The sequence below is a fragment of the Aeromonas sp. s9 genome, assembly GCF_040907765.1.
Taxonomy (GTDB): Bacteria; Pseudomonadota; Gammaproteobacteria; order Enterobacterales; family Aeromonadaceae; genus Aeromonas; species Aeromonas caviae.
This window is the reverse complement of record NZ_JBFOCK010000023.1, coordinates 1-7,730: the sequence shown is the minus strand read 5'-3', so window position 1 is coordinate 7,730 and position 7,730 is coordinate 1. Positions and strand designations below refer to the sequence as shown.

At 56.0% G+C, this 7,730-nt stretch carries 9 protein-coding genes and 1 pseudogene; 9 read left to right on the top strand and 1 reads right to left on the bottom strand.

The window, feature by feature from the left end:
• Positions 1-698, bottom strand: a pseudogene (locus tag AB5Y54_RS04340) (ISL3-like element ISAeme19 family transposase); the annotation flags it as partial.
• A 253-nt stretch (positions 699-951) separates the two neighbouring features.
• Between AB5Y54_RS04340 and AB5Y54_RS04335 the strand changes: the two are divergent.
• The 9 genes from AB5Y54_RS04335 to tuf all read left to right on the top strand — a co-directional run.
• Positions 952-1,668, top strand: coding sequence for a transcriptional regulator (locus tag AB5Y54_RS04335; RefSeq protein ID WP_010675954.1), 717 nt, complete (start codon positions 952-954; stop codon positions 1,666-1,668).
• A gap of 26 nt (positions 1,669-1,694) precedes the next feature.
• Positions 1,695-2,075, top strand: a complete 381-nt coding sequence (locus AB5Y54_RS04330) for a RidA family protein (protein ID WP_010675953.1) — start codon at positions 1,695-1,697, stop codon at positions 2,073-2,075.
• Between the two features lie 86 nt (positions 2,076-2,161).
• Positions 2,162-2,554, top strand: a complete 393-nt coding sequence (tusD, locus tag AB5Y54_RS04325; protein WP_043153907.1) for a sulfurtransferase complex subunit TusD — start codon at positions 2,162-2,164, stop codon at positions 2,552-2,554.
• A gap of 9 nt (positions 2,555-2,563) precedes the next feature.
• Complete coding sequence (gene tusC, locus AB5Y54_RS04320) at positions 2,564-2,920, top strand: sulfurtransferase complex subunit TusC (protein ID WP_029314860.1); 357 nt, start codon at positions 2,564-2,566, stop codon at positions 2,918-2,920.
• A gap of 7 nt (positions 2,921-2,927) precedes the next feature.
• Entirely contained in the window at positions 2,928-3,206 is a 279-nt protein-coding gene (gene tusB, locus AB5Y54_RS04315; RefSeq protein ID WP_043153905.1) for a sulfurtransferase complex subunit TusB, read from the top strand.
• Between the two features lie 181 nt (positions 3,207-3,387).
• Positions 3,388-3,762 (top strand): 30S ribosomal protein S12, encoded by a 375-nt coding sequence (gene rpsL, locus AB5Y54_RS04310; protein WP_005306278.1) that lies wholly within the window; start codon positions 3,388-3,390, stop codon positions 3,760-3,762.
• Positions 3,763-3,855: 93 nt separating this feature from the next.
• A complete protein-coding gene (rpsG, locus tag AB5Y54_RS04305) occupies positions 3,856-4,326 on the top strand; it encodes a 30S ribosomal protein S7 (protein ID WP_010675949.1) in 471 nt (156 codons plus the stop codon).
• A 75-nt stretch (positions 4,327-4,401) separates the two neighbouring features.
• Positions 4,402-6,507, top strand: coding sequence for an elongation factor G (gene fusA, locus AB5Y54_RS04300; RefSeq protein ID WP_010675948.1), 2,106 nt, complete (start codon positions 4,402-4,404; stop codon positions 6,505-6,507).
• Between the two features lie 54 nt (positions 6,508-6,561).
• A partial coding sequence (gene tuf / locus AB5Y54_RS04295) for an elongation factor Tu (protein WP_202041923.1) occupies positions 6,562-7,730 on the top strand: 1,169 nt, incomplete at its 3' end.

Genomic DNA, 7,730 nt, shown 5'->3' with positions numbered 1-7,730 from the left:
TGGAACAGGTCGTAGACCACCTCCGCCTGCGGGCAGTGTTGCTTCACCTCCAGGTCGAACGCCGTGTTCATGTCCATCGCCACCGCCTCAATCTGCTGGCATCGCTCGCCGAGCTGCTCGAAGAAGGGACGGATAGCGGCCCGACTGTTGCCGTGCCCCACCCACAGGACGCGGGTTCGCTCGGCATCCATGATCACGGTGGCATAGCGGTGTCCCTTGTGCAGGGCAAACTCATCCATCACCAGCCGCCGCACCTCCCCAAGTTCGATGGTGCCCACACTAGTCTGCAAACGGCGCTTGTCGATCTCCTTGATGGTGTGCCAACCGACCCCGGTGAGCTGGCTGACATGGCGGATGGGGAGGTACTGAACGAGCGCTTCAATCCAGCACTGCATGCGCCGGGTGAGGCGGGAGCCAGAGGGGAGCCAGTCGATATGTTCACTGACGCGACCACAGCGCAGACAGTCGACGCGGCGAACAGGCAGTTGTAACCAGACTTGTCGGTCAAATAGGTCTCGCTCACGCACCCGGCGGATACGTTGGTCGTGGATCAATGGCGTGGGTTGCAGGCATCGGCGACAACGGGGCAAGAAGTCGGCGCGAGGCTCAAGGGTAAACAGGGTGTGATGGTTGGCAGAAAGCGCTTGGGCGATGACGGTATAACCTGGCCAGAAGGAGGTAATATCAATATGATGCACGGCGACAGCAGGGTGATGGTGGTGGTGTGTTTGGCGACAACCAGTTTACCAGCACCCTGTCTGTCAACTTCCACTTTCCCAGGATCCCGCGAAGAACCTTTTTTTATTTCCCATCCGGCGCCCAGCGTGCACTGGGCTGGGGCAGGGGGATGATCCAGTGCAAGGTTATAGAGCAAAAAATCAAAAAAAGTTGACATTGCCCCGTCGCAACTGAAAACTCGGGAAAGTTGAATGGGTATTACAGGGGTAGAACATGGCTGTCGGTATCGAGGAAGTACTGCTTCCCGAAGAGCAACTGAGCGGTCGCGCTTTTACAGACGAAGACAGGGAGCTGTTGCGTTCATATGGGGGCCTTATCGAAGGCCTGGCCGATCTGTTCGGCAAGCACTGCGAGGTGGTGCTCCACTCCCTGGAAAATCTGCATGAGTCCGTGATCCAAATCGCGAATGGTTTCAATACGGGTCGAACTCTGGGGGCGCCGATCACCGATCTCGCCCTGCGGATGCTCAAGGACATCGAGAGCACGGGTCAGGATCACACCCAGAGTTATTTTGCCCGCAGTCGGACCGGTGCCTTGATGAAGTCGAGCACCATCGCCATCCGTAACCGCGACAAGCAGGTGATCGGCCTTATCTGCATCAATTTGCACATCAATGCGCCTTTCCACGAGTTCGTGGCCGAATTCTTCCCGACACCACAGCAGGTGGAGCGGCAATCACCGGAAACCTTCGCCAACAGCGTCGAAGAGCTGGTTGCCCAGACGGTGGACAACACCATCGACGAGATCAATCGTGATCCCTCCGTGGCCAACAATGCCAAGAACCGTTTTATCGTGACCCAGTTGTTCGAGAAGGGCATATTTGATATCAAGGATTCGATCAACCTGGTCGCCGACAAGCTGAATATTTCCAAACATACCGTGTATCTCTACATCCGACAGCGCAAGCAGGGTGAAGAAGAGAGCGAGTAAGCGCCATAGATAGGGGATAGATAACAATGGCTAAAGAAGTGATTGCAACCGACAAGGCGCCTGCCGCAATTGGCCCTTATGTCCAGGCTACCAAGCTGGGTGAGCTGGTCTTTACCTCCGGGCAGATCCCGCTCGATCCGGCCACCATGGACATCGTTGCCGGTGGCATCGAGGCTCAGGCAGAGCAGGTGATGAAGAATCTGGTCGCAGTCTTGAAAGCTGCAGGAGCCGATACCAGCAAGGTACTGAAGACCACTTGCTTCCTGAGTGACATGAACAACTTCGTGGCCTTCAACCAGGTGTATGCCCGCTACTTTGGCGAATCCGCTCCGGCACGTTCCTGCGTGGAGGTCGCTCGTCTGCCCAAGGATGTGCTGGTCGAAGTCGAAGCCATCGCCTACGTCTGAGCCTGTTTCATTGGAAAAGCCCCTCCCAGGAGGGGCTTTTGCGTCTGTGAGGTAGAATGGATGCACCGCTGTGCAGGAGTGCGATCATGAGTCTGAATTTTGCTCTGCTGGTCACCGGGCCCGCCTATGGCACCCAGACGGCCAGCACGGCCTATCGTTTTGCCCTGAGTCTGGTCGAGCAGGGACACCGCTTGTCCCACCTATTCTTCTATCAGGAGGGGGTGTGCAATGCCAATGGCCTCCATACGCCAGCCAGCGATGAGACCGACCTGGTGGCGTTGTGGCGCGAGTTGGCCATCCAGCAGGGCATCCGCATCGATGTGTGTGTGGCTGCGGCCATGCGCCGTGGCGTGCTGGATGAGCAGGAGGCCAAGGGAATGGGACGGGAGCATTTCAATCTGGAAGCACCATTCTGCCTGAGCGGGCTCGGTCAGTTGGCGGAAGCCGCACTAACCGCTGATCGCTTCGTTCAGTTCTAGGGGGACAAAATGACCAGAATAGCGTTTATCTCACGGCGTGGTCCCCATGGTTCGGCGAGTGGTCGGGAGGGGCTGGATGCTCTGCTGGCCACCTCTGCATTGACGGAGTCCCTGGCACTCTTTCTGGTGGGGGATGGCGTGATGCAACTGGTGAGGGAGCAATCACCACATGCCATATTGCAGCGTCACTACGCCCCGACCTTCAAGATGCTGGAACTGTATGACATCGAGGAGATCTATGTCTGTGCGGTGTCACTGGCTGAGCGAGGACTGACGGCGGCGGATCTGTTAATCCCAGTTATTCCGCTCTCTCCTGCGGAAATTCGCCGTAGCTGGGCGGGTTTCACCACCCACATCTGCTTCTGAGGTGCCCGTGATACAGCTGATATTGAACTCTCCCTTCATGAGCCAGGATCTCGAGTTGGCGTTGCGTTACCGCATGGAAGGGGATCTGGTGGTGTTGATGCAGGATGCCGTGATGGCGGCGGCTGCCCCCGGGTGGTGCGAGCGCTTGGCAGACGTCCCCCTTTACGTCATGAAGGAAGACCTGCAAGCGAGAGGCTTGTCATCCGGGATCGGGATGGAACTCGATATGCCGGGTTTGATCAGGTTGATCGCCGAGCACGGATCACCGCAGACCTGGGGCGGTTAGACTTGGTTTTCCTTTTTATCTCAGTTGCTTAGCATAATGTCATTCGACTGTCATTTGCCATTTCGGTGTGCAAATTGTATAAATCTTGACTCCCCAGACAACAGGGCATAAAATTTCGCGTCCCCGTATCTGCGGGGAGGATTTTTCACACGTTTATGAAGTCATTATCAGGAGCCTTTTGATGGCAACTATTAACCAGTTGGTTCGCAAGCCACGCATCAAGCTCGTTGTGAAAAGCAACGTGCCGGCGCTGGAAGCGTGCCCTCAGAAGCGTGGCGTATGCACCCGTGTATACACCACCACCCCGAAGAAGCCTAACTCTGCACTGCGTAAAGTATGCCGTGTACGTCTGACCAACGGCTTCGAAGTCACCTCCTACATCGGTGGTGAAGGTCACAACCTGCAAGAGCACTCTGTTGTTCTGATCCGTGGCGGTCGTGTAAAAGACTTGCCAGGTGTTCGTTATCACACCGTTCGTGGTGCGTTGGACTGTGCCGGTGTTAAAGACCGTAAGCAGGCTCGCTCCAAGTATGGCGTGAAGCGTCCGAAAGCTTAATGGTTCTCCGTTAAGTAAGGCCAAACGTTAATTCGTTTCTAGTTAGATAACTTTCTAGTTTTGGGTAACCCCTGAAGTTACGGAGAATTTGAAATGCCAAGACGTCGTGTTGTTGGTCAGCGTAAAATCCTGCCGGATCCCAAGTTCGGATCTGAGCTGCTGGCTAAATTTGTCAACGTAGTAATGGTTGACGGTAAGAAATCTGTTGCAGAAGCCATCGTATATGGCGCCCTGGACATCATTGCCACCAAATCTGGCAAAGAGCACCTGGCCCTGTTCGAAGTCGCTCTGGACAACATTCGTCCGGCGGTCGAGGTTAAATCTCGTCGCGTCGGTGGTGCAACCTATCAGGTGCCGGTAGAAGTTCGTCCGGTACGTCGCAATGCTCTGGCAATGCGCTGGTTGGTTGATGCCGCTCGTAAACGTGGTGAAAAATCAATGGCTCAGCGTTTGGCTGGCGAGCTGCTGGATGCCGCTGACAATAAGGGTTCGTCTGTCAAGAAACGTGAAGACGTTCACCGTATGGCTGAAGCGAACAAGGCCTTCGCTCACTTCCGCTGGTAATCCGCTTGCGCAGGGTCTTCTGACTCTGCGCACCTTTAATTATCTGGGGACAAGCGCCCTAGTAAGAGGATGACAATGGCTCGTACAACCCCCATTGAGCGTTATCGTAATATCGGTATCTCCGCTCACATCGACGCCGGTAAGACTACTACTACCGAGCGCGTTCTGTTTTACACCGGTGTAAGTCACAAGATCGGTGAAGTTCACGATGGCGCCGCCACCATGGACTGGATGGAACAGGAACAAGAGCGTGGTATCACCATCACCTCCGCCGCGACCACCGCTTTCTGGTCCGGTATGGGTAAACAGTTCCAACCGCACCGTATCAACATCATCGATACCCCGGGCCACGTTGACTTTACTATCGAAGTAGAGCGTTCCATGCGTGTTCTGGATGGCGCCGTGATGGTGTACTGTGCCGTAGGTGGCGTACAGCCCCAGTCTGAAACCGTATGGCGTCAGGCTAACAAGTACAAGGTTCCCCGTATCGCGTTCGTCAACAAGATGGACCGTACCGGTGCCAACTTCCTGCGCTGCGTTGAGCACATCAAGACCCGTCTGAAAGGTAACCCGGTTCCTCTGCAACTGAACATCGGTTCCGAAGAGAACTTCAAGGGCGTTATCGACCTGGTCAAGATGAAAGCCATCAACTGGAGCGAAGCTGACCAGGGCGTATCCTTCGACTACGAAGACGTCCCGGCTGAGCTGCTGGAACAGGCGCAAGAAATGCGCATGAACCTGGTTGAAGCAGCTGCTGAAGCGTCTGAAGACCTGATGGAAAAATACCTGGGTGGTGAAGAACTGACTGAAGAAGAGATCAAGAAAGCTCTGCGTCAGCGTGTTCTGAACAACGAAATCATCCTGGTTACCTGTGGCTCCGCGTTCAAGAACAAGGGCGTACAGGCCATGCTGGATGCCGTGGTCGAGTACCTGCCGGCTCCGACCGACGTTGCTGCTATCGACGGTCTGAAGCTGGATGGCGAGACCAAGGACGAGCGTCACGCTTCCGATGACGAGCCGTTCTCTGCTCTGGCATTCAAGATTGCTACCGACCCGTTCGTGGGCAACCTGACCTTCTTCCGTGTTTACTCCGGTGTGGTCAACTCCGGTGACTCCGTGCTGAACTCCGTTAAAGAGAAGCGCGAGCGTTTCGGCCGTATCGTTCAGATGCACGCCAACAAGCGTGAAGAGATCAAAGAAGTTCGCGCAGGCGACATCGCTGCTGCCATCGGCCTGAAGGACGTCACCACCGGTGACACCCTGTGTGACGAAAGCGCACCGATCATCCTGGAGCGTATGGAATTCCCGGAACCGGTAATCTCCATCGCCGTTGAGCCGAAATCCAAGGCTGACCAAGAGAAGATGGGCCTGGCTCTGGGCCGTCTGGCTCAGGAAGATCCGTCCTTCCGCGTATGGACCGACGAAGAATCTGGCCAAACCATCATCGCCGGTATGGGTGAGCTGCACCTGGACATCATCGTTGACCGTATGCGTCGCGAGTTCAAGGTAGAAGCCAACGTAGGTAAGCCGCAGGTTGCCTACCGTGAAACCATCCGCAACACCGTCAAGGACATCGAAGGCAAGCATGCCAAGCAGTCCGGTGGTCGTGGTCAGTACGGTCACGTCGTTATCGACATGTACCCGCTGGAAGAAGGCAAAGCCTACGAATTCGTCAACGACATCAAGGGTGGCGTGATTCCGGGCGAATTCATCCCGGGTGTTGACAAGGGTATCCGCGAGCAGCTGAAGTCCGGCCCGCTGGCAGGCTATCCGGTAATGGATCTGGGTGTGCGTCTGCACTTCGGTTCCTACCATGATGTCGACTCTTCCGAACTGGCGTTCAAGATCGCTGCTTCTCTGGCGTTCAAGGCTGGCTTCATGAAGGCCAACCCGGTACTGCTCGAGCCGATCATGAAGGTCGAAGTCGAGACTCCGGAAGACTACATGGGCGACGTGATCGGTGACCTGAACCGTCGTCGCGGCCTGATCGAAGGCATGGAAGATGGCCCGTCCGGCAAGATCGTACGTGCGCTGGTGCCGCTGGCCGAAATGTTCGGTTACGCCACCTCCCTGCGTTCTGCTACCCAGGGTCGTGCTTCCTACGCCATGGAATTCGCCAAGTATCACGATGCCCCGACCAACGTCGCCCAGGCCGTGATCGAAGAGCGCAAATCCAAGTAATTTAAGATTCCCCGCCTACGACGGTAGGCGGGTTTAACCTAGAAGGACTACGTCGTGTCTAAAGAAAAATTTGAGCGTAATAAACCGCACGTAAACGTCGGCACCATCGGCCACGTTGACCACGGTAAAACCACCCTGACCGCCGCCATCACCAACGTGCTGGCCAAGCACTTCGGTGGTAAAGCTTTCGCCTTCGACCAGATCGACAAGGCGCCGGAAGAGCGTGAGCGTGGTATCACCATCAACACCTCCCACGTAGAATACGACACTGCTACCCGCCACTACGCTCACGTAGATTGCCCGGGTCACGCCGACTACGTTAAAAACATGATCACCGGTGCTGCCCAGATGGACGGCGCAATCCTGGTAGTAGCAGCGACTGACGGCCCGATGCCGCAGACTCGTGAGCACATCCTGCTGGGTCGTCAGGTAGGCGTTCCGTACATCATCGTGTTCATGAACAAGTGCGACATGGTAGATGACGAAGAGCTGCTGGAACTGGTCGAGATGGAAGTTCGCGAACTGCTGTCCGAGTACGACTTCCCGGGTGATGACCTGCCGGTAGTCCGTGGTTCCGCACTGAAAGCGCTGGAAGGCGAAGCTCAGTGGGAAGAGAAGATCCTGGAACTGGCTGGCCACCTGGACACCTACATTCCGGAGCCGGAGCGTGCCATTGACCAGCCGTTCCTGATGCCTATCGAAGACGTATTCTCCATCGCAGGCCGTGGTACCGTAGTTACCGGTCGTGTAGAGCGCGGTATCGTCAAGGTTGGTGAAGAAGTGGAAATCGTTGGTATCAAAGATACCACCAAGACCACCTGTACCGGCGTTGAAATGTTCCGCAAACTGCTGGACGAAGGTCGTGCAGGTGAGAACGTTGGCGCACTGCTGCGTGGCGTGAAGCGTGAAGACGTAGAGCGTGGTCAGGTACTGGCCAAGCCGGGCACCATCAAGCCGCACACCAAGTTCGAATCCGAAGTGTACGTGCTGTCCAAAGAAGAAGGTGGTCGTCACACTCCGTTCTTCAAGGGCTACCGTCCGCAGTTCTACTTCCGTACTACCGACGTGACCGGTACCATCGAACTGCCGGAAGGCGTAGAGATGGTCATGCCGGGCGACAACATCAAGATGGTTGTTACCCTGATTGCCCCGATCGCGATGGACGACGGCCTGCGTTTCGCCATCCGTGAAGGTGGCCGTACCGTAGGTGCTGGTGTTGTAGC

Bases quoted from the DNA above. Each gene is read 5' to 3' on its own strand.
- AB5Y54_RS04335 (WP_010675954.1), top strand. From the start codon at position 952: ATGGCTGTCGGTATCGAGGAAGTACTGCTTCCCGAAGAGCAACTGAGC.
- AB5Y54_RS04330 (WP_010675953.1), top strand. From the start codon at position 1,695: ATGGCTAAAGAAGTGATTGCAACCGACAAGGCGCCTGCCGCAATTGGC.
- tusD (WP_043153907.1), top strand. From the start codon at position 2,162: ATGAGTCTGAATTTTGCTCTGCTGGTCACCGGGCCCGCCTATGGCACC.
- tusC (WP_029314860.1), top strand. From the start codon at position 2,564: ATGACCAGAATAGCGTTTATCTCACGGCGTGGTCCCCATGGTTCGGCG.
- rpsL (WP_005306278.1), top strand. From the start codon at position 3,388: ATGGCAACTATTAACCAGTTGGTTCGCAAGCCACGCATCAAGCTCGTT.
- rpsG (WP_010675949.1), top strand. From the start codon at position 3,856: ATGCCAAGACGTCGTGTTGTTGGTCAGCGTAAAATCCTGCCGGATCCC.
- fusA (WP_010675948.1), top strand. From the start codon at position 4,402: ATGGCTCGTACAACCCCCATTGAGCGTTATCGTAATATCGGTATCTCC.